The 18,854-nt window shown below is 69.4% G+C and carries 21 protein-coding genes; 15 read left to right on the top strand and 6 right to left on the bottom strand.

Annotated elements, in window-relative coordinates; genetic code table 11:
* The first annotated feature begins 19 nt into the window (after positions 1 to 19).
* From V4F39_RS00355 to V4F39_RS00320, 8 genes are all read left to right on the top strand, one after another.
* Entirely contained in the window at positions 20 to 820 is an 801-nt protein-coding gene (locus V4F39_RS00355) for an alpha/beta hydrolase (RefSeq protein ID WP_332287233.1), read from the top strand.
* 98 nt (positions 821 to 918) lie between these two features.
* A complete protein-coding gene (gene pyrG / locus V4F39_RS00350) occupies positions 919 to 2,580 on the top strand; it encodes a CTP synthase (RefSeq protein ID WP_332287232.1) in 1,662 nt (553 codons plus the stop codon).
* Positions 2,581 to 2,686: 106 nt separating this feature from the next.
* Positions 2,687 to 3,544 (top strand): 3-deoxy-8-phosphooctulonate synthase, encoded by an 858-nt coding sequence (gene kdsA / locus V4F39_RS00345; RefSeq protein WP_332287231.1) that lies wholly within the window; start codon positions 2,687 to 2,689, stop codon positions 3,542 to 3,544.
* Positions 3,545 to 3,656: 112 nt separating this feature from the next.
* On the top strand, positions 3,657 to 3,947 hold the full coding sequence (locus V4F39_RS00340) for a DUF1330 domain-containing protein (protein WP_332287230.1): 291 nt from the start codon (positions 3,657 to 3,659) through the stop codon (positions 3,945 to 3,947).
* A gap of 52 nt (positions 3,948 to 3,999) precedes the next feature.
* The gene (eno, locus tag V4F39_RS00335) at positions 4,000 to 5,286 is read left to right on the top strand and encodes a phosphopyruvate hydratase (protein ID WP_332287229.1); all 1,287 of its coding nucleotides are present in this window, start codon (positions 4,000 to 4,002) and stop codon (positions 5,284 to 5,286) included.
* A gap of 25 nt (positions 5,287 to 5,311) precedes the next feature.
* Positions 5,312 to 5,590, top strand: coding sequence for a cell division protein FtsB (gene ftsB, locus V4F39_RS00330; RefSeq protein WP_332287228.1), 279 nt, complete (start codon positions 5,312 to 5,314; stop codon positions 5,588 to 5,590).
* Between the two features lie 9 nt (positions 5,591 to 5,599).
* Positions 5,600 to 6,238 carry a nicotinamide riboside transporter PnuC gene (pnuC, locus tag V4F39_RS00325; protein ID WP_332287227.1) on the top strand — a complete coding sequence of 213 codons (639 nt, stop codon included), beginning with the start codon at positions 5,600 to 5,602 and terminating at the stop codon, positions 6,236 to 6,238.
* Positions 6,235 to 6,897 (top strand): ATP-binding protein, encoded by a 663-nt coding sequence (locus V4F39_RS00320; protein ID WP_332287226.1) that lies wholly within the window; start codon positions 6,235 to 6,237, stop codon positions 6,895 to 6,897. Before pnuC ends, V4F39_RS00320 begins: the two co-directional genes overlap by 4 nt.
* Positions 6,898 to 6,904: 7 nt before the next feature.
* On the opposite strand, the gene hslO is transcribed toward V4F39_RS00320, so the two are convergent.
* The gene (gene hslO, locus V4F39_RS00315) at positions 6,905 to 7,858 is read right to left on the bottom strand and encodes an Hsp33 family molecular chaperone HslO (protein WP_332287225.1); all 954 of its coding nucleotides are present in this window, start codon (positions 7,856 to 7,858) and stop codon (positions 6,905 to 6,907) included.
* A 39-nt stretch (positions 7,859 to 7,897) separates the two neighbouring features.
* On the opposite strand from hslO, the gene V4F39_RS00310 reads away from it, so the two are divergent.
* The 3 genes from V4F39_RS00310 (at position 7,898) to V4F39_RS00300 (ending at position 10,454) form a co-directional block, all read left to right on the top strand.
* Positions 7,898 to 8,701 (top strand): ferritin-like domain-containing protein, encoded by an 804-nt coding sequence (locus tag V4F39_RS00310; RefSeq protein WP_332287224.1) that lies wholly within the window; start codon positions 7,898 to 7,900, stop codon positions 8,699 to 8,701.
* Positions 8,702 to 8,801: 100 nt separating this feature from the next.
* Positions 8,802 to 9,677, top strand: a complete 876-nt coding sequence (locus tag V4F39_RS00305; RefSeq protein WP_332287223.1) for a basic amino acid ABC transporter substrate-binding protein — start codon at positions 8,802 to 8,804, stop codon at positions 9,675 to 9,677.
* Positions 9,678 to 9,701: 24 nt separating this feature from the next.
* Positions 9,702 to 10,454, top strand: a complete 753-nt coding sequence (locus V4F39_RS00300; protein WP_332287222.1) for an amino acid ABC transporter permease — start codon at positions 9,702 to 9,704, stop codon at positions 10,452 to 10,454.
* A gap of 4 nt (positions 10,455 to 10,458) precedes the next feature.
* Here the strand turns inward: V4F39_RS00300 and V4F39_RS00295 are convergent, their stop codons facing one another.
* Positions 10,459 to 11,058: a MarC family protein gene (locus V4F39_RS00295; protein ID WP_332287221.1), complete on the bottom strand. Its 600-nt coding sequence runs from the start codon at positions 11,056 to 11,058 to the stop codon at positions 10,459 to 10,461.
* 211 nt (positions 11,059 to 11,269) lie between these two features.
* Here V4F39_RS00295 and V4F39_RS00290 point away from each other — a divergent pair, with 211 nt between their 5' ends.
* Positions 11,270 to 12,232, top strand: a complete 963-nt coding sequence (locus tag V4F39_RS00290; RefSeq protein ID WP_332287220.1) for a porin — start codon at positions 11,270 to 11,272, stop codon at positions 12,230 to 12,232.
* A gap of 60 nt (positions 12,233 to 12,292) precedes the next feature.
* On the opposite strand, the gene xerD is transcribed toward V4F39_RS00290, so the two are convergent.
* Together xerD and V4F39_RS00280 are read right to left on the bottom strand one after the other, a co-directional pair.
* Entirely contained in the window at positions 12,293 to 13,195 is a 903-nt protein-coding gene (gene xerD, locus V4F39_RS00285; RefSeq protein WP_332287219.1) for a site-specific tyrosine recombinase XerD, read from the bottom strand.
* A gap of 25 nt (positions 13,196 to 13,220) precedes the next feature.
* Positions 13,221 to 14,201 carry a tripartite tricarboxylate transporter substrate binding protein BugE gene (locus V4F39_RS00280; RefSeq protein ID WP_332287218.1) on the bottom strand — a complete coding sequence of 327 codons (981 nt, stop codon included), beginning with the start codon at positions 14,199 to 14,201 and terminating at the stop codon, positions 13,221 to 13,223.
* Positions 14,202 to 14,278: 77 nt separating this feature from the next.
* Here V4F39_RS00280 and V4F39_RS00275 point away from each other — a divergent pair, with 77 nt between their 5' ends.
* Positions 14,279 to 15,193, top strand: coding sequence for an AEC family transporter (locus tag V4F39_RS00275; protein ID WP_332287217.1), 915 nt, complete (start codon positions 14,279 to 14,281; stop codon positions 15,191 to 15,193).
* On the opposite strand, the gene queG is transcribed toward V4F39_RS00275, so the two are convergent.
* A complete protein-coding gene (gene queG, locus V4F39_RS00270) occupies positions 15,085 to 16,269 on the bottom strand; it encodes a tRNA epoxyqueuosine(34) reductase QueG (RefSeq protein ID WP_332287216.1) in 1,185 nt (394 codons plus the stop codon). The two genes, V4F39_RS00275 and queG, sit on opposite strands and share 109 nt — an antisense overlap.
* On the opposite strand from queG, the gene tsaE reads away from it, so the two are divergent.
* Both tsaE and V4F39_RS00260 read left to right on the top strand, forming a co-directional pair.
* The gene (tsaE, locus tag V4F39_RS00265) at positions 16,255 to 16,743 is read left to right on the top strand and encodes a tRNA (adenosine(37)-N6)-threonylcarbamoyltransferase complex ATPase subunit type 1 TsaE (RefSeq protein WP_332287215.1); all 489 of its coding nucleotides are present in this window, start codon (positions 16,255 to 16,257) and stop codon (positions 16,741 to 16,743) included. The genes queG and tsaE overlap by 15 nt on opposite strands.
* Before the next feature lie 29 nt (positions 16,744 to 16,772).
* Positions 16,773 to 18,137, top strand: a complete 1,365-nt coding sequence (locus V4F39_RS00260; RefSeq protein ID WP_332287214.1) for an N-acetylmuramoyl-L-alanine amidase — start codon at positions 16,773 to 16,775, stop codon at positions 18,135 to 18,137.
* 25 nt (positions 18,138 to 18,162) lie between these two features.
* Here the strand turns inward: V4F39_RS00260 and V4F39_RS00255 are convergent, their stop codons facing one another.
* Positions 18,163 to 18,834, bottom strand: coding sequence for a DedA family protein (locus V4F39_RS00255; RefSeq protein WP_332287213.1), 672 nt, complete (start codon positions 18,832 to 18,834; stop codon positions 18,163 to 18,165).
* Between the last annotated feature and the right edge of the window lie 20 nt (positions 18,835 to 18,854).

Here is an 18,854-nt window from a genome sequence, read left to right as displayed (position 1 = left end):
AGCGCCTCTCGGCGCATCCATGGACCGCACCATCGTTTTTTCGCATGCGAACAGCTTCCCGGCGGGTACGTACCGGGTGCTGTTCGAGCGCTGGCGGGCGGCGGGCTGGCGCGTCGTGGCGCTCGACCGCTTCGGCCATGACCCGGCCTACCCGGTCACCAGCAACTGGCCCAAGCTGCGCGACCAGCTGATCCACTTCATCGAACAAGAGGTACCCGCCGGCGAGCGGCCGGCGGTGCTGGTCGGCCACTCGCTGGGCGGGCTGCTGAGCGTGCTGGCCGCCAGCAGGCGGCCCGACCTGGCGCGGGGCCTGGTGGTGCTCGATTCGCCCCTGGTCACCGGGTGGCGCGCCCACGGCCTGCGGGTGATGAAGGCGTCACGGCTGATGCCCCGGGTCTCGCCGGGGCGCATCGCCCAGCGGCGGCGCTACGAATGGCCCTCGCGCGAGGAGGTGAAGGCGCATTTCGCGCGCAAGCAGCTGTTCGCGCGGTGGGACGCGCGCGTGCTCGACGACTACGTCGCCAGCGGCTTCGCCGAGGCCGGGGGCAAGACGGTCCTGGCCTTCCAGCGCGAGGTCGAGGCACGCATCTACGACACGCTTCCGCACCACATCGGCGCGATGCTGAAGCGCCACCCGCTGCGCTGCCCGCTCGCGTTCATCGCGGGCACGCAGTCGGTCGAGATGCGCCAGGGCGGGCTGGAGGCCTCGCGCGCGCTGGCGCGGGAACGTTTCGTGTGGCTGGAGGGGACGCACCTCTACCCGATGGAAAAGCCCGACGCCACGGCCGACCAGGTTCTGCGGCTCATCGATACGTTCTGAAGCGCCCCGCGGCGGTGGTACGGCGGGGGGCTTCGCCTACAATCGCGCTTTACCAGCAAGGCATTCGCGCGGCGCGTCCCGGCCGAATGCAGCACGACATGACCAAGTTCGTCTTCGTCACCGGTGGCGTGGTGTCCTCGCTCGGCAAGGGCATCGCCTCGGCCTCCCTGGCCGCGATCCTCGAGTCCCGCGGCCTCAAGGTGACCCTCATCAAGCTCGACCCGTACCTCAACGTGGATCCGGGCACGATGAGCCCCTTCCAGCACGGCGAGGTGTTCGTCACCGACGACGGCGCGGAAACCGACCTCGACCTCGGCCACTACGAGCGCTTCATCAACACGCGGATGAAGCGGGCCAACAACTTCACCGCCGGCCAGATCTACAAGTCGGTGCTCGAGAAGGAACGCCGCGGCGACTACCTCGGCAAGACGGTGCAGGTGATCCCGCACGTCACCAACGAGATCCAGGATTTCGTCAAGCGCGGGGCGGCCGACGTGGACGTGGCGATCGTCGAGATCGGCGGCACGGTGGGCGACATCGAATCGCTGCCCTTCCTGGAGGCGGTGCGCCAGCTCAGCCTGCGCTCGGGCGCCAACAACGCGGCGTTCGTGCACCTCACCTACGTGCCGTACATCGCGGCGGCCGGCGAGCTGAAGACCAAGCCCACGCAGCACACGGTCGAGAAGATGCGCGCGATCGGCATCCAGCCCGACGCGCTGCTGTGCCGCGCCGACCGTGCGGTGCCGGACGAAGAGCGCGACAAGATCTCGCTGTTCACCAACGTCGCATCCGCCGGCGTCATCTCGATGTGGGACGTGGACAGCATCTACAAGGTGCCGCGCATGCTGCACGAGCAGGGCCTGGACGAGCTGATCTGCATGAAGCTGCAGCTGCTGACCCGCCCGGCCGACCTGAAGCGCTGGGACCGCCTCGTCCACGAGGTCGAGCACCCGAAGCGCGAGGTCACCATCGCGATGTGCGGCAAGTACACCGAGCTGTCGGATTCGTACAAGTCGCTCAACGAGGCGCTGCGCCACGCCGGCATCCACAACCATGCGCGCGTGAAGATCGAGTACGTGGATGCGGAGAGCCTGGAAGCCGGACAGGTCGACACGCTGAAGCAGTACGACGCGATCCTGGTGCCCGGCGGCTTCGGCAAGCGCGGCGTGGAAGGCAAGATCCTCGCGGCGCAGTACGCCCGCGAGCAGAAGATCCCGTACCTCGGCATCTGCCTGGGCATGCAGGTCGCGACCATCGAGGTGGCCCGCCACCTGGCCGGGCTGGCCGATGCCAACAGCACCGAGTTCGATCCCAAGACGCCGCACCCGGTGATCGCGCTGATCGACGAGTGGCAGGACAGCGACGGCACCATCCAGAAGCGCGACGCCAACTCCGACCTCGGCGGCACGATGCGCCTGGGCGCGCAGAGCTCCGACGTCAAGCCCGGTTCGCTCGCGTTCCAGATCTACGGACCGGTCGTCACCGAGCGCCACCGCCATCGCTACGAAGCCAACGAGCACTACCTCGACCGGCTGCGCAACGCCGGACTGGTGATCTCGGCGATCACCCAGCGCGAGAAGCTCACCGAGATCGTCGAGCTGCCGCAGGAGGTGCACCCCTGGTTCGTCGGCGTGCAGTTCCACCCCGAGTTCAAGAGCACGCCGTGGGACGGCCACCCGCTCTTCACGAGCTACGTGAAGGCCGCGCTGGACCACCAGACTGAGCGCCACGCCGAAGGGGCGCGCAAGGAGGCAGCATGAGCCAAGCCGTGACAACCCGTTGGCGGGCCGAGCGCCGGGCCGCTCCCAAGCCGGCCCGCGTCCCCTCGGGGGACCGGTCGACGTACTCGTCGGACGAGGGGCAGACATGAAGCTCTGCGGATTCGAGGTGGGCCTCGACCGGCCGTTCTTCCTGATCGCCGGCCCCTGCGTCATCGAGAGCGAACAGCTCCAGATGGACGTGGCCGGCCGCCTGAAGGAAATGACCGCGGCGCTGGGCATCCCCTTCATCTTCAAGTCGAGCTTCGACAAGGCCAACCGCTCCAGCGGCACCTCGTTCCGCGGCCCGGGCATCGACAAGGGCCTGGCCATCCTGGCCAAGGTGAAGAAGGAACTCGGCGTGCCGGTGCTGACCGACGTGCACACCGAGGACGAGATCCCCGCCGTGGCCGCCGCGGTCGACGTGCTGCAGACGCCCGCCTTCCTGTGCCGGCAGACCGACTTCATCCGCGCCGTGGCGCAGAGCGGCAAGCCGGTGAACATCAAGAAGGGCCAGTTCCTCGCCCCCGGCGACATGAAGAACGTGATCCAGAAGGCCCGCGACGCCGCGCGCGAGAAGGGCCTGCCGGAAGACAACTTCATGGCCTGCGAGCGCGGCGTGAGCTTCGGCTACAACAACCTGGTATCCGACATGCGCAGCCTCGCGATCATGCGTGAGACGGGCGCGCCGGTCGTCTTCGACGCCACGCACAGCGTGCAGCTGCCGGGCGGCCAGGGCACCAGCAGCGGCGGCCAGCGCGAGTTCGTGCCCGTGCTGTCGCGCGCCGCGGTGGCCGTGGGCATCGCGGGCCTCTTCATGGAGACGCACCCCGACCCGGCCAAGGCCATGAGCGACGGCCCCAACGCCGTGCCGCTGAAGCACATGAACGCCCTGCTCGAACAGCTCGCCGCGCTCGACCGGGTCGTCAAGGCCCAGCCGTTCCTGGAAAACGACTTCAGCTGCTGATGGACCACCCCCTACGGCCTGCGGCCGCCCCCTCGAGGGGGCAACACCAACGGACCGGCGAAGCCGGGTCCGTGGTGTTCGCTGGCGCAACTGCCTCCAAGTGACGTCCACCATGAGCAGCGCGTACATCATCGCCCACGTCCAGGTGACGGATCCCCAGCAGTACGAGGACTACAAGAAGCTGTCCACCCTGGCGATCCAGGCGCATGGCGCCGAGGTCTGCGTGCGGGGCGGCAGGATCGAGGTGCTGGAGGGCGACTGGTCGCCCGAGCGACTGGTGATCCTGAAGTTTCCGAGCATCGAGCAGGCCCGCGCCTTCAACAATTCCGCCGAGTACAGCCTCGCGCGCAGCGCCCGCCAGGGTGCCGCCGTGATGCGCATGCTGCTGGTCGAGGGCACCTGAAGCCCCGCCGGCCGCGACAGACCGAATACCCATTGCCTTTGAGGAGAACAACATGAGTGCCATCGTCGACATCGTCGGCCGCGAGATCCTGGACAGCCGCGGCAACCCCACCGTGGAATGCGACGTGCTGCTGGAAAGCGGCACCATGGGCCGCGCCGCGGTGCCGAGCGGGGCCTCCACCGGTTCGCGCGAAGCGATCGAGCTGCGCGACGGCGACAAGAGCCGCTACCTCGGCAAGGGCGTGTTGAAGGCGGTGGAGCACGTCAACACCGAGATCAGCGAAGCCGTGCTGGGCCTCGACGCTTCCGAGCAGGCCTTCCTCGACAAGACGCTGATCGACCTCGACGGCACCGACAACAAGAGCCGCCTGGGCGCCAACGCGATGCTGGCCGTCTCGATGGCCGTGGCCCGGGCCGCGGCCGAGGAGTCGGGCCTGCCGCTGTACCGCTACTTCGGCGGCATGGGCGGCATGCAGCTGCCGGTGCCGATGATGAACGTCATCAACGGCGGCGCGCACGCCAACAACAGCCTCGACCTGCAGGAGCTGATGATCATCCCCGTGGGCGCGCCGAGCTTCCGCGAGGCCGTGCGCTGGGGCGCCGAGACCTTCCACGCGCTGAAGAAGATCATCGGCGACAAGGGCCTGCCGACGGCAGTGGGCGACGAAGGCGGCTTCGCGCCCAACGTCGAGAGCCATGAAGCGGCGATCCAGATGATCCTGCAGGCGATCGAACAGGCCGGCTACAAGCCGGGCGAGCAGATCGCGCTGGGCCTCGACTGCGCGGCCAGCGAGTTCTACCACGACGGCCTCTACGTGCTGGAAGGCGAAGGCGGCAAGAAGCTGGCCGCCGCCGAGTGGACGGACATCCTCGCCGCCTGGTGCGACAAGTACCCGATCATCAGCATCGAAGACGGCATGCACGAAGGCGACTGGGACGGCTGGAAGTTGCTGACCGACCGCCTGGGCAAGAAGGTGCAGCTGGTCGGCGACGACCTGTTCGTCACCAACACCAAGATCCTGAAGGAAGGCATCGACAAGGGCATCGCCAACTCGATCCTGATCAAGATCAACCAGATCGGCACGCTGACCGAGACCTTCTCCGCGATCGAGATGGCCAAGCGCGCGGGCTACACCGCCGTGATCAGCCACCGCTCGGGCGAGACGGAAGACTCGACCATCGCCGACATCGCCGTCGGCACCAACGCCGGCCAGATCAAGACCGGCTCGATGAGCCGTTCGGACCGCATGGCCAAGTACAACCAGCTGCTGCGCATCGAGGAAGACCTCGGCGACGTGGCGTCGTACCCCGGCCGCTCGGCGTTCTACAACGTCCGCTGAGGCGACTGCGCGCGCGCCGCCGGCGATGAAGGTCATCACCTTTGCACTGATCGCGCTCCTCGCGCTGGTGCAGGCCGAGCTCTGGTTCGGCAAAGGCGGCATGCCCTACGCCGTGGCGCTGCAGACGCAACTCGATGCGCAGCTCGCCGCGAACCACGCGGCGCGCATGCGCAACGAGCAGCTCGCGGCCGAAGTCAGCGACCTGAAGGAAGGCCTGGAGATGGTCGAGGAGAAGGCCCGCGCCGAACTCGGCATGGTCAAGCCGAACGAGATCCTCGTCCAGGTCGCGACCCCGCGCCGCTGAGGCAGGCCGATGGACGTCCTGGGCGCCGCGCTCGGCGCTTTTTTTTCGCCGGCGTTCAGCGCCTGGGGCAGCCCGGTGAGCTGGGCCGAGGTCACCGGCTTCGTGCTGGCGCTGGGCATGGTGTGGTTCAACATCCGCGTCAATGCCCTCGCCTGGCCGCTGGCGATCACCAGTTCCGCGGTCTATGCGCTGCTGTTCCGCGAAAGTGGGCTGTACGGCGAGGCCGCCCTGCAACTCGTGTTCATCGCGGTGGCCGGCTGGGGCTGGTGGGAATGGCTGCATGGCCGCCAGTCCGACGGCTCCGCGCTGCGGGTGCGCTACCTCGGCGCTCGCGGCCGGGCCGTCGCCATCGCGCTGACGCTGGCGGCCTGGCCGACGCTGGCACTGCTGCTGGCCCGCCACACCGACAGCGCCGTGCCCTGGCTCGACGCCTTCCCCACCGTGGCCAGCCTTGCGGGGCAATGGCTGCTGGCGCGGCAGTACGTCGAGAACTGGCCCGCCTGGGTCGTCGTGAACATCGTCAGCGTGGGTCTCTTCGCGTGGAAGGCGCTCTGGCTGACGATGCTGCTCTACGCGCTGTTCGCCGTGCTGGCGGCCTTCGGCTGGCGGCACTGGGCGCGGCGGGCGGCCTCGGCCCAGGCGGCATGAACACGCCCCGCCTGATCGCCCTGCTCGGTGCGGAGAGCACGGGCAAGACGGACCTCGCACACGCGCTCGCCGAGCGCATCGGGCGCCACCGGCCCTGCCGCTCGGTCGACGAATACCTGCGCGAGTGGTGCGACGAACACGGCCGCACGCCCCGGGCCGACGAACAGGCCGCCATCGCGGCGGAGCAGCGCCGGCGCATCCACGCCGCCCTCGATGCGGACGGCGAAGCGCTGGTGATCGCCGACACCACGCCGCTGATGACCGCGGTCTACAGCGACTACATCTTTGACGACCCGTCGCTGTACGAGGAAGCGCTGCGCTGGCAGCGCGAACACGCCGGCCTCACGCTGCTGACCGCGCTCGACCTGCCCTGGCTGCCGGACGGCCTGATGCGCGACGGGCCGCAGGTGCGCGAGCCCGTGGACCGGCTGCTGCGCACCGCCCTCTCCCGTGCAGGCATCGGCTACGGCGTCGTGTACGGCGAAGGCGCCGCGCGTGTCGATGCCGCACTGCGGGCCGTCGAACGCTGGCAGCCCGTGCTGCCCGCCGCATCCCAGCCGCCCGCCGAGGCACCGGCACGCCAGGCGCGGATCCGCTGGCGCCGGCGCTGCCTGGATTGCCTCGATCCCGGCTGCGAGCGCCTGCTGCACACCGGCTGACGCGCCCTCAGTGCACCGCCGAGGTCGGCGGCGGCTGGTCGCGTTCCGGGGTGAAGAGTCCGCCGACGTCGATCGGATCGAAGTGGTACTGCAGGCCGCAGAAGTCGCAACCGATCTCCACGTTGTCGCCCCGCTCGGCGAGGATGCCTTCGATCTCCTCGCGCCCCAGCCCCTTCAGCATCTGCGCCACGCGCTCGCGCGAGCACGAGCAGGCGAAGCGCGGCCGCTGCGGCTCGAAGCGCCGCACCTGTTCCTCCCAGAACAGCCGGCGCAGCACCGTGTCGGCGTCGAGCGTCAACAGCTCCTCGCGCGTCAGGGTCGAGGCCAGGTGGCTGATGCGGTTGAAGGCTTCGTTGATGCCGATCTCGTCCTCGTTGCGGCCGAGGTTGCCCTCGCCTTCGACCGGCAGGCGCTGGATGAGCAGGCCGGCGGCCACCTCGTCGTCGGCGGCCAGGATCAACCGCGTATCGAGCTGCTCCGACTGCAGCATGTAGTGCTCCAGCACCTCGCTGACCTGCTGCAGCGGCTCGTGCCGGTCGCCGTGCAGCGCCACCACGCCCTGGTAGGGCTGCTGGCCCGGCTGTTTTTCGGCCGGATCCAGCGTGATCGCGCAGCGGCCCTGGCCGTGCACGTTGACCATCGCCGCGAGGCCCGCCTCGGGCGGCACGTCGCCGACCACCTTGGCCGTCGCGCGGAAGCGCAGATCGGGCTGCGCCTCGACCACGGCCAGCTTCACCGGCCCGTCGCCGTAGATCTGGAGCACCAGCGCGCCTTCGAACTTGATGTTGGACTGCATCAGCACGCCCGCGGCGGCCATCTCGCCGAGCAGCCGGCGCACCGGCTCGGCGAAGGCGCCCAGCGATTCCCGGCGGCGCAGCACTTCCTTCCAATCGTCGGTCAGGCGCACCAGCATGCCTCGCACCGGCAGGCCTTCGAACAAGAACTTGTGCAACTCACTCATCACCGAGGTCCCAACGCGCAGAAAGGCAGAATTGTAGGAATGGAGCTTCGACGTCACGCTTTGCGGGTCTTGCGCCTGGCGGACCCGGTGGCCAAGGCGGCGCAAGCCCGTGCGCTGTACGCCGCGCTCGACACCCTGCACATCGACGCGGCGGCCGCGATCGACGAGCCGCCCGGCCTGCCCGGCAGGCTGGGCCGCCCGCGGCTGGTGCCGCACACGGCGCTGCCCCGCCGATCGCCCCACACGCCCGAAGGCCGGGCGGCGCTGCTGCACTCGATCGCGCACATCGAGCTCAACGCGATCGACCTGGCGGCCGACGCCGTCTGGCGGTTCGCGGGCATGCCCGATGCGTTTTACCGGGACTGGATGCGCGTCGCCAGCGAGGAGGCACTGCACTTCACGCTGCTGCGCGAGCACCTGCTGTCGCTCGGGCACGACTACGGCGACTTCGATGCGCACGACGGCCTGTGGACGATGACCGCGCGCACCCGCCACGACGTCGTCGCGCGCATGGCGCTGGTGCCGCGCACGCTCGAAGCGCGCGGCCTCGATGCCACGCCGCCGCTGCAGGCCAAGCTCGGCAAGGCGGGCGACCAGCGCGCGGTGGAGATCCTCGGCGTGATCCTGCGCGACGAGGTGGGCCACGTGGCGATCGGCAACCACTGGTACCGCTGGCTGTGCGAGCGCGACGCGCTCGACCCCGTTGCGCACTATGCCGTGCTGGTGCGCGAGTACCAGGCGCCCCGCCTGCGGCCGCCGTTCAACCGCGCCGCGAGGGAGGCGGCCGGCTTCACCGCGGAAGAGCTGGCCGCGCTCGAACAGGGGCCCGGGCCCCATCCCTGACACGGGGGCGAAGGCGCCTGGAACAGGGCTTGCGAGTATCGGCCGCGGCCCCGACCCCGCCTTACACTGCCGCCACCTCCATCCCCCTTCCGGTAACTCCATGTCCACGTCCCCTGACGCTTCCACCCGACGTTTCCTGCAACGTGTCGGCCTGATGGCGGCCGGTCTGGTCCTCGCGGCCTGCGGCAAGCAGGAGCCGCCCGCGCCGGCGCCCGTGGCGTCCGCCCCCGAAGCCGCCTCGGCCCCCGCGCCCACCCCGGCCAAGGTCTACGTGGTCGGGACCGACGCGGCCTACGCCCCCTTCGAATCGCAGAACGACAAGGCGGAGATCGTCGGCTTCACGATCGACGTGGTCAGCGCCGTGGCCCAGAAGGCCGGCTTCGAAGTGAAGTTCGTCAACACACCCTGGGAGGGCATCTTCAACTCGCTGCAGCAGGGCGACCGCGACCTGCTCTCGTCGTCGATCACCATCACCGAGGAGCGCAAGCAGACGATGGACTTCAGCGCGCCCTACTTCGATGCGGTGCAGCTGATCGCCGTCAAGGCCGACAGCAAGGTGGCCCGGTTCGACGACCTGAAGAAGCTCAAGGTCGGCGTGCAGACCGGCACCACGGGCGATGAGGTGGTGACCAAGCTGCTGGGCAAGACGAGCAGCAACGTCAAGCGGTTCGAGTCCACGCCGCTGGCGCTCAAGGAGCTGGAAGCGGGCGGCGTCGACGCCGTGGTGGCCGACAACGGCGTGGTCATCCACTACGTCGCCAACAACCCGGACGCCAAGTTCAAGACGGTGTCCGACAGCAGCTTCGCGCCCGAGCAGTACGGCATCGCGGTCAAGAAGGGCAACACCGAGCTGCTCGACAAGATCAACAAGGGCCTGGCCGACATCAAGGCCGACGGCACCTACGACAGGATCTACGCGAAGTACTTCGGTGCCGCGCCGTCGGCCGCCGCGCCGGCCTCCGCCGCTTCGAACTGAGCCTGATCCAGGAGACGACGGGCCGTGGACCTGCGCTGGGAAATTCTGGCGGGCTACGGCCCGCTGTTCGTTTCGGGCCTGTGGATGACGGTGAAGCTCACCGTCGTCGCCATCGGCGTCGGCCTCGTGCTGGGCGTGGTGTTCGGCCTCATCAGCAGTTCGTCCGACGCGCCCGCGCCCAAGTCGCCGGTGCTCGCGCTGCTGCTGCGCGCGGCGCGCCTGGTCACGCTGGCCTACGTGACCTTCTTCCGCGGCACACCGCTCTTCGTGCAGATCCTGCTGGTGCACTTCGCGCTGATGCCCACGCTGGTGCACCCCGAGCACGGCGTGCTGCTGGCGGGCGAGGCGGCGCGCAGCTTCCGGCAGGAGTACGGCGCCTTCTTCTCGGGCGCCCTGGCGCTCACGCTCAACGCCGGCGCCTACATCTCCGAGATCTTCCGCGCCGGCATCCTCAGCATCCACCGGGGCCAGACGCAGGCGGCCTACAGCGTGGGCTTGACGCACGCCCAGGCGATGCGCCACGTGATCCTGCCGCAGGCCTTCCGCCGAATGATGCCAGCGCTCGTCAACGAGGGCGTCACGCTCATCAAGGACTCCTCGCTCGTCTCCGCGATCGGCCTGGCCGAACTCGCGTTGGCGGCACGAACGGTTGCGGGGGCGTATTCCCGCTACTGGGAGCCGTACCTGCTCATCTCGGCGATCTACCTGGTGCTCACGCTGCTGCTGGCGGGCCTGGCCAAGCGGCTCGAAGCGCCGGCGCACCTGCGCGGGCGATGACCGTTCAGGTGCCGAAGAAGTAGCGCTTGAGGCCGGCGAGGATCATCTCGACGGCCACCGCGGTCAGCACCAGCCCCATCAGCTTCTCGATGGCGCTGACCATCGAGGCCCCCAGCAGGCGCCGCAGCCGGTCCGCCATCAGCAGCACGATGCCGCAGATGGCCATCGCCACGGTCAGCGCGCCGACCCACTCCGCCAGCCGCTCGGGCTGCCGCGACGCCAGCAGCAGCACCGTGGCCATGGCCGACGGCCCCGCGAGCAGCGGCACGGCCAGCGGGAAGATGAACGGCTCGCGGCCGGTGCCGTCGGTGGCGTAGATCTCGCCGCCCGAGGCAAAGATCATGCGGATGGCGATGATCAGCAGGATCACCCCGCCGGCCACTTCGAGCGATCGCTCCGACAGGTGCAGCAGCGACAGGAACGAACGGCCGCCGACCATGAACAGAGCCAGCACGCCGAACGCCAGCACCACCTCGCGCACCGCCACGCGCGCCCTGCGCTCCGGCGCCACGTTGCGCATCACCGAGATGAAGATCGGGAGGCTGCCGAACGGGTCGAGCACCAGCAGCAGCAGCAGCAGCGCGGAGACGAAGGTGTGGTCCATGGGCGGCGGATTCTGCCTTCGCGTGCTCGGCGAGCCTGCGCTTAGCAGGGACCCCCCAAAGTTGCACTGTTGTTTTCTTGCCGAGCAGATGACATCCGTGTGACCCCTATGCTCGTTTTCCAGCAAACCGACTCCTACAATTTCTTCACGCGCAGCGCTTGCAGTTGTCTCGGCGTTGCGTAGACCGATCTCTCAATCCAAAAGGAACCTCATGAAGCGCACTCTGATCGTTGCTGCCGTGGCCGCCCTGGGCACGAGCGCCGCTCTGGCCCAAAGCTCCGTGACCGTGTTCGGCCGTGTGAACACCACCGTTGAGTACCAGAAGGATGTCGCCGTCGACGGCAAGCAGACCGTTCTGCAGAACAACGCCTCGCGCCTGGGCTTCAAGGGCACCGAAGACCTCGGTGGCGGCCTGAAGGCTGACTTCTTCCTCGAGCACCGCTTCAACAGCGACACCGGCACCACCAACGGCGACTTCTGGTCGGGCGACTCGTGGGTTGGCCTGTCGGGTGGCTTCGGCAACCTGCGCGCCGGCCGCCTGACCAGCGCCGCGTACTACGCCACCGCCGACTACGTCAGCCTGCACAACCACGACACCGGCACGTCGGAAGACAAGCTGTACACGTACCTGAGCAGCAACAAGAACACGATCTCCTACCAGACGCCGAACTTCGGCGGCTTCGTGGGCGAGATCTCCCAGTCGGCCGGCGAAGGCGTGGACGAAGCCAAGGTGCTGAACCTGGCAGGTAACTACGACGCGGGTCCGCTGCACCTGGGCTTCGGCTACGAGCGCCAGGCGGAAACGAAGAGCAACCAGTTCGCGATCCGCGCACTGTATGAACTCGGCGCCTTCACGTTCGGCGGCTACTACCAGCGCAGCGACGTCAAGGAAGTCGGCTTCGGCAAGCGCAATGCGTTCCGCCTGTCGGGCATGTACACCATGGGTGCCTCCGAGTTCCACGTGAACGTCGGTATGGCTGACGACTGGGACGACACCGACGACAGCAAGGCCACGCAGTGGACGCTGGGCTACAACTACAACCTGTCCAAGCGCACCAAGGTCTACGCCTTCTACACGGCCGTCGACAACAAGTCGAACGTCAGCTACGGCACCTCTGCCGGCTTCGGCAAGGATCCCAGCTCCTTCGCCCTGGGCGTGCGCCACAACTTCTGATCTCCGGCACGCCGGGATCCGAATCGAAAACGGCCCTTCGGGGCCGTTTTTCTTTGGGTGTCAGCCGCGTGGATGGTGGCGCGCATGCAGCGCCCGCAGCCGTTCGCGCGCCACGTGCGTGTAGATGGTCGTGGTCGAGATGTCGGCATGCCCCAGCAGCATCTGCACCGCGCGCAGGTCCGCGCCGTGGTTCAGCAGGTGCGTGGCGAACGCGTGGCGCAGGGTGTGCGGCGACAGCGGCGCGGTGATCCCCGCCGTCAGCGCGTGCTTCTTCACGATGGCCCAGAACATCTGCCGCGTCATCCCACCGCCGCGCGCGGTGACGAACAGCGCCTGGCTGGCCTGCCCCTGCAGGATCGCGGCGCGCGCGTCCGCCAGGTAGCGTGTGATCCAGGCGTGCGCCTCGTCGCCGAAGGGCACCAGCCGCTCCTTGGAGCCCTTGCCGGTGACGCGCAGCACCCCCTCGGCCAGCCCGACCTGGATGGTCTGCAAGCCCACGAGTTCGCTCACCCGCAGGCCGCTGGCGTACATCAGTTCCAGCATCGCGCGGTCGCGCAGGCCCAGCGGCTTGCCGGTGTCCGGCGCGCACAGCAGCGCCTCCACCTGCGACTCGCTCAAGGTCTTGGGCACACGCATCGGCTGCTTGGCCATGCGCAGGCGCAGCGTGGGATCGGCGGCCACCAGGCGCTCGCGCAGCGCCCAGCGGAAGAACCGCTTGAAGACCGTCAGCCGGCGGTTCGAGCTGGTGGCACGCGAGCCCGCATGGCGGGCCGCGATGTAACCCAGCAGGTCGGCCTCGCCTGCCGCGTCGAGCGCCTTGGCCGGTTCGGCAGCCAGCCAGTCCGCGCAGCCCTGCAGGTCGCGGCGGTAGGCGGCCAGCGAGTTGGCCGCCAGGCCGTCCTCGATCCACAAGGCATCGACGAAGCGGTCGATCAGCGCCTGGCTTTGTTCCCGCGGGCTCACGCGGCTTGTCCAGGCGGCTGCGGCATCACTCCAGCGTGAGCTTCTGCTGCTGCACGACCTTCTTGTACACGTCGAACTCGGCGCGGATCTGCGCGGCGAACTCGTCCGGCGTGTTCAGCACCAGCAGCGAACCGGTGTCCTCGATGCGCTTCTTCACATCGGGCAGTTCCGCGGTCTTCTTCACCGCGGCGGCGACCTTGTCCACGATGTCCTTCGGCAGGCCCTTGGGGCCCAGGATGCCGTAGTAGGCCATGCGGTTGGCGGCTTCCAGGCCCACTTCCTTGAACGTCGGAACGTTCGGCAGCACCGCCAGGCGCTGCGGCGCCGCGACCACGATCGCGACCAGCCGGCCGTCCTTGATGAACGGCAGCGCCGACGGCAGGTTGTCGAACATGATCGGCACCTGGCCCGCCACGGTGTCGTTCAGCGCGGGGCCGGCGCCGCGGTAGGGGATGTGGGTGATGAAGGTGCCGGTCAGGCTCTTGAACAGCTCGGTCTGGAGGTGGCCGATGCCGCCGGTGCCCGACGTGGCGTAGCTGTACTTGCCGGGGTTCTTCTTGATGACTTCCAGGAAGGTCTTGTAGTCCTTGGCCGGGAACGAGGGGTGCACCACGATCACGTTGGGCGTGGCCGCGATGTTGATGATGGGCGTGAAGTCGGTGATCGGGTTGTAGCCGATCTTGGTGTTGATCGCCGGATTCGACGCCGTGGTCGACACGGTGGCCGTGCCCAGCGTGTAGCCGTCGGGTGCGGCGCGGATCAGCTCGATCGCGCCGATCGAGCCGCCGCCGCCGCCCTTGTTCTCGACCACCACCGTCTGGCCCAGCGCCAGGTTGGCCTTCTCGGCGACGACGCGGGAAATGATGTCGGTCGTCCCGCCGGGCGCAAACGGCACCACGAGGCGAACCGGCTTGCTGGGATACGACTGCGCCCAGGCGGGCAGCACCGCCGGCAGCAGGGTCAGCGCGCTCAGCGAGGCCAGGGCTTTGAGGGTGTTGCGTTTCATCGGCAAGCTCTCCTGTTGCGAAGCGGGAATTATGTGGCCTGCCATTCATGCCGCTGCGCGATGGCAGACTCGGCCGCATGCAGACCGCCTTTCTCCTGCTGCCCGACTTCCTGCTGATCGTCGTGGGGTTCTTCGTGTGCCGCTACACGCCGCTCGACCGCAGCGTGTGGGACGGCGCCGAGCGCCTCGTGTACTACCTGCTCTTCCCGGTGCTGCTGTTCAACTCCATCGTGCGCAACCCGCTGCAGCCCGGCGCACTGGCGACGCTGGGCGTGGCCGGCCTGGCGGTGGTGGGCACCGGCATCCTGCTGTCGCTGTCGCTCGCACGCTGGCCCGGCGTGGATGCGCGCATCCACGCCTCGGGCGCCCAGGTCGCCTTCCGGTTCAACTCGTATATCGCGCTGGCCCTGGCCGAGCGCATCGGCGGGGCGCCCGGGCTGGCGGCGGTCGCGCTGCTGGTGGCCGTCGCGGTGCCCGCCTGCAACATCGCCGCGGTGTGGCCGCTGGCCCGGCACGGCGGCCACGGCTTCCTGCGCGAACTGGTGCGCAACCCGCTGATCGTCAGCACGCTGGCCGGCCTGGCGGCCAGCCTGATTGGCGTGCGCTTCCCGGAGGCCGTGGGCACCACGCTGAACCGCATCGGCCTGGCTGCATTGCCGATTGGGCTGATGGCGGTGGGCGCGGGGCTGCGCTTCGGCGCGCTGCGGGATGCACCGCGCCTGGCGGCGGCGCTGCTGGCCATCCGGCACCTGGCGCTGCCGCTGTTGACGGTGGTGTTCATCCGCTGGACCGACCTGCCGCCGGTGCAGCAGCTGGTCGTGGTCGCGTTCTCGGCGCTGCCGACCGCCTCGAGCTGCTACGTGCTCGCGGCCCGGCTGGGCGGTCACGCCAGCTTCGTCGCCGGGCTGGTGACGGTGTCCACGCTGCTGGGCATGCTGAGCGTACCGCTGGCGCTGGCGGCCTTCGCCGCGCTCGGCCCGCCGCTGCGCTGAGCCAGCGCCCAGTCGATGTGCTCGCGCACCAGCGGGGTCGCCGCGTCGCGCCGGCCGGCCAAGGCTTCGGCGATGGCCGGATCGCCGGTGGTACGCCACGCATTGCCCAGGGCCACGGCCAGGTTGCGCAGCCAGCGCTCGTGGCCGATGCGGCGGATCGCGCTGCCCTCGGTGCGGCGCAGGAACTCGGCCTCGTCCCACGCCCACAGGGCGAGCAGCGTGGGCTCGGCCAGCGCTGGCCGCACGTCGAAGTCGGGCAGCACGGCGCGCTGCGCGTACTTGTTCCAGGGGCAGGCGAGCTGGCAGTCGTCGCAGCCGTAGATGCGGTTGCCGATCGCTGCGCGCAGCGGCTCGGGGATGGGACCGGCGTGCTCGATCGTCAGGTACGAGATGCATCGCCGCGCGTCGAGCCGGTACGGGCCGACGATGGCCTGGGTGGGGCAGATCTCGATGCAGGCCGTGCAGCGCCCGCAATGCGGCGGCTCCGCTTCGGTCAGCGGCAGCGGCAGGTCGATGTAGATCTCGCCGAGGAAGAACATCGAGCCGGCATCGCGGCGCAGCGCCAGCGTGTGCTTGCCGCGCCAGCCGAGGCCACTGCGGGTGGCCAGCGCAACCTCGAGCACCGGGGCCGAATCGGTGAACACGCGGTGGCCCAGCGGCCCGACGGCCTCGCCCAGCCGGTCGGCCAGCTTCTGCAGCCGGGCCCGCATGACCTTGTGGTAATCGCGGCCGCGGGCATAGACCGACACGGTGGCCGCCTGCGGCCGGCCGATGCGCGTCCACTCGGCATCGCGCCACCCGTCGGCGGTGCCGCCGGGCAGGTAGTCCATGCGCGCGGTGACCACGCGCACCGTGCCCGGCACCAGCACCTGAGGCCTCGCCCGCTTCAGGCCGTGCGCCGCCATGTAGGCCATCGAACCATGGAAGCCCGCATCGAGCCAGGCCTGCAGGCCGGGCTCCGCATCGGTGAGATCGACGCCGGAAACACCGATCTGGGAGAATCCCAGCTCCCGAGCCCACGTGCGCAGCTGCACCAGCAGTACCTGCCCGTCGATGTCGTGATGACGCTCCCGCATCGCCCGATTCTAGAAACCCGCATCCTGCGCTGGCCCGACGAGGCCGCCTGCACCGCCACCGCCCAGGCGCTGGCGGCGCAGCCTGCGCTGCGCAATGCCTTCATCGAGTTGCATGGGCCGCTGGGCGCCGGCAAGACGACCTTCGTGCGCCACCTGCTGCGCGCGCTGGGCGTGCAGGGCCGCATCAAGAGCCCGACCTATGCCGTGCTCGAACCCTACGAGCTGGCCGACGGCCCGCCCGTGGCGCACTTCGACTTCTACCGCTTCGAAGACGCCGCCGAATGGGACGACGCGGGCTTCCGGGACGTGTTCGCCCAGCCCGGCCTGAAGCTGGCCGAATGGCCCGAGAAAGTGGCCGCCGCCCTGCCCGCACCGGACCTCCGCATGGAACTCGCACCGCTCGACGATGATCAACGGGCCGTGACCCTGCACGCCCACACCCCTTGCGGCCTCGCGCTGCTGCACGCCCTGTGACGACGGCGCCCCCGCTCCGTCGCCGCGCAGTGCTGCGCCAGTTCGGCAGCGTCGTGCTGCTGATCGGTGCGGGCGACCTGGCCTACGGTGCCGGCATCGTGGCCGTGCGCGTCTGGCCGGCCGAAGACTACACCCGCGTCACGATCGAGTCCGACCAGGCCCTCGCCGCCTCGCACCAGCTGATCACCGGACCGGAGCGCATGGTGGTCGACATCGACGGCCTGGAGCTGAGCCCGCAGCTGCGCGAGCTGGTGGGCAAGGTGCGCGCGGACGACCCCTTCATCGCCGGCATCCGCGTGGGGCAGTACCAGCCGCGCGTCGTGCGGCTGGTGATCGACCTCAAGCAGTCCACCGCGCCGCAGCAGTTCGCGCTGGCGCCGGTGGCGGCCTACCAGCATCGCCTGGTGTTCGACCTCTACCCCACGCAGCCGGTCGACCCGCTGCTCGCGCTGATCCGCGACAAGGAGCAATCCGAGCGCGAGGCGGCGCAGTCGGTGCAGGATGCGTTGGGTGAATTCATCGGCCGCGTCGGTGCGCCGCCGCCCGTGGCCGAAGCGCCGCCGCCGGGCACCCTGCCGCCAGCACCGGCCGTGGTGCCGCCGCCGGTGGTGGCGGCCGCCCCCATGCCGCCCCCGGCCACGCCGCCGGCCCTCGGGCCGCGTGCGGAGACGCAGAGCAAGATCGACCGCTTGGTCGTGGTCGCGCTCGACCCGGGGCACGGCGGCGAGGATCCCGGCGCCATCGGCCCCAGCGGCCTGCGGGAGAAGGACGTGGTGCTGGCCATCGCGCTGCAGCTGCGCGAACGCATCAACGCCGTGCCCGGCATGCGCGCCTTCATGACCCGCGATGCCGACTTCTTCGTGCCGCTGCACGAGCGGGTGAACAAGGCGCGTCGCGTGCAAGCCGACCTGTTCGTGTCGATCCACGCCGACGCCTTCATCACGCCCAAGGCGCGCGGCGCCTCGGTGTTCGCGCTGTCGCAGGGCGGCGCCAGCAGCACCGCGGCGCGCTGGATGGCCAACCGCGAGAACGCCGCCGACGTGGTGGGCGGCGTCAATGTGCGCTCGGCCGATGCGCAGGTGCTGCGCACGATGCTCGACATGAGCACGCACGCGCAGATCAAGGACAGCCTGCGCGTGGGCGGCGAGGTGCTGGGCGAGCTCGACCGCGTCGGCCGCCTGCACAAGCCGCGTGTCGAGCAGGCCGGCTTCGCGGTGCTCAAGGCACCCGACATCCCGAGCATCCTGGTCGAGACGGCCTTCATCTCGAACCCCGAGGAAGAAGCCAAGCTGCGCAGCACGGCCTACCAGCGAGAGCTGGTCAGGGCCCTGAGCGTGGGCATCCAGCGCTACTTCGCGAAGAACCCGCCGCTGGCGCGGCAGCGCCAGCTCTGACGGCCCGCGCGCGCGGGCCGGTGCTTCAGCGGATGCCGGCCGGCGCGCCGGCCGCAGCGGCGGCGGCCCTGCGGGCCCGCCAGCCGCCGAAGATGGCCAGCAGGCCGGGGATCAGGATCATCGCCCAGATGATCTTGTCGAGGTGCTGCTTGACGAACGGGATGTTGCCGAACACATAGCCAGCCAGCGTGATGCCCACCACCCACAGCAGGGCGCCGGCCACGTTGTACGCGGTGAACTTGGTGCGGCTCATGTCGGCGACGCCGGCCACGAAGGGCGCGAAGGTGCGGATGAACGGCATGAAGCGCGCGATGATGATCGTCACGCCGCCGTACTTCTCGTAGAACGCATGGGCCTGCTCGAAGGCCTGGCGGTTGAACCAGCGGCTCTTCTCCCACTGCCACACCTTCGGGCCGATCGCGCGGCCGATGGTGTAGTTGACCTGGTCACCGAGGATCGCCGCGACCAGCAGCAGCCCCATCGCCAGCGGCAGGTTCATCAGCCCGGCGCCGCACAGCGCCCCCACCACGAACAGCAGCGAATCACCGGGCAGGAAGGGCATCACGACCACGCCGGTCTCGACGAAGACGATCGCGAAGAGCAGCGCATAGACCCAGGTGCCGTAGTCGGCCACGAATTGCGCGAGGTGCACGTCGACGTGCAGGATGAAGTCGATGAGGGCGGCTACGAGTTCCATGGGCGCGGATTATCGCGGCG

The organism is Aquincola agrisoli, from assembly GCF_036621135.1.
In the GTDB taxonomy this organism is placed as follows: Bacteria; Pseudomonadota; Gammaproteobacteria; order Burkholderiales; family Burkholderiaceae_C; genus Aquincola; species Aquincola agrisoli.
Note: the sequence above shows the minus strand (reverse complement) of the source record. Positions and strands in the feature narration are given on the sequence as shown.